Below are 1,170 nucleotides of genomic sequence, written 5' to 3'. Positions count from 1 at the left end.
CTTGCATATATGGAAGTTTATCAATCATTAGGTCATTTGAGCCGGCCACTTGTTGAATCGTGTCTAGGGCTTGCTTGAGTTCTTCTTCATCCTGACCAAAAACACCAATCAAGAAGACCGTTTGAAATAGTTTATCTCCTGTCTCGGTCATGGTTTTTAATAGTTCCTCAGCTTCATCGATATTGCTTTCTAATACATGACCTACTTTTTCCAAATAGATACCTGTACGAGCTAGTTTTTGTTGTTCCCCAATCTTTTGAGATTCCATCAAGGTCTTCTTTGTTCGTAGTTTCTTCATAGCATCTGCCTTAGTCGAACTTTGAGCATGAAGGCTTACAATCAATTCCAAATCTCCTTGCATGAGATCTCGAATAAACTGATCCCCTAATTCCATGCCATAATCTCTCACATAGACAATCTGCAATAAGCGATCATTGATTTGTAGGTAATTCTTGTTTTTAAAATCCAAGAGATTAGGTGCTATGAAGTGACGAGTTGTCTGACCCGATCTCGTTAAATCACGGTAAGAAAAAGGAAGATGGTGTTCTCCTCTAAGCATATCCGCCAATAAGTTGACACGTTCTTCACCAGCCAAGGATTCAAAATGTGCATCAATTTCTGAGAAACCACTCTTGAAATATTCTCCAATTTGGGACAAGGAACGATAGGCTTGTTTGGGATTAGAATCCTTTCTACCAAAACTAATCAGTTTCACAGCCGAAAAGTTATTTTCACCACTATCTAAATTTTGATTCATCATCCGATTCAATTCTTTACGATAGCTATCGTACCCATCTTCTTTTTCCTCATACAAAACACTGTGTCTGAATTTTTCTAAATTCAATCTTTTATTAAAAATGGTCAATTGGAAGTTGGTTTGGTCATCTAAAGAGTTAATCAAATCAGAATACTTCTCAATGATTGCTCCCTTATCTTCTAAACCAACGGTCTGGTAATTGACATCACCAAGTAAATAGCTTTGTGAAAAATAATCTTCTTTTACCTGCATCAGACCATTTTGATACAAGGCTTGATAGGAAAGAGTATTAGCCGTTGATGGTAACACTTCCTCTTTTTTATCTTTAACTTCTTCCTTTTTATTAGTCGTTGAAGTCTTTTGTTTCTTTAATGTATTTGATTTTCTTTTCATGTTCAAGTCCTTTCTTTCCT

The 1,170-nt window shown here is 36.1% G+C and carries 1 protein-coding gene; it reads right to left on the bottom strand.

Annotated features, from left to right (window positions below; genetic code table 11):
• Positions 1-1,150: VirB4-like conjugal transfer ATPase, CD1110 family (locus CBI42_RS10830; protein ID WP_373433760.1), on the bottom strand; the 1,150-nt coding region annotated here is incomplete at its 3' end.
• Between the last annotated feature and the right edge of the window lie 20 nt (positions 1,151-1,170).

Origin of the sequence: Streptococcus sp. KR, from assembly GCF_002238115.1 — a bacterium.
In the GTDB taxonomy this organism is placed as follows: Bacteria; Bacillota; Bacilli; order Lactobacillales; family Streptococcaceae; genus Streptococcus.
The sequence above is the reverse complement of the archived record's forward strand: the minus strand, read 5'-3'. Positions and strand labels throughout refer to the sequence as shown.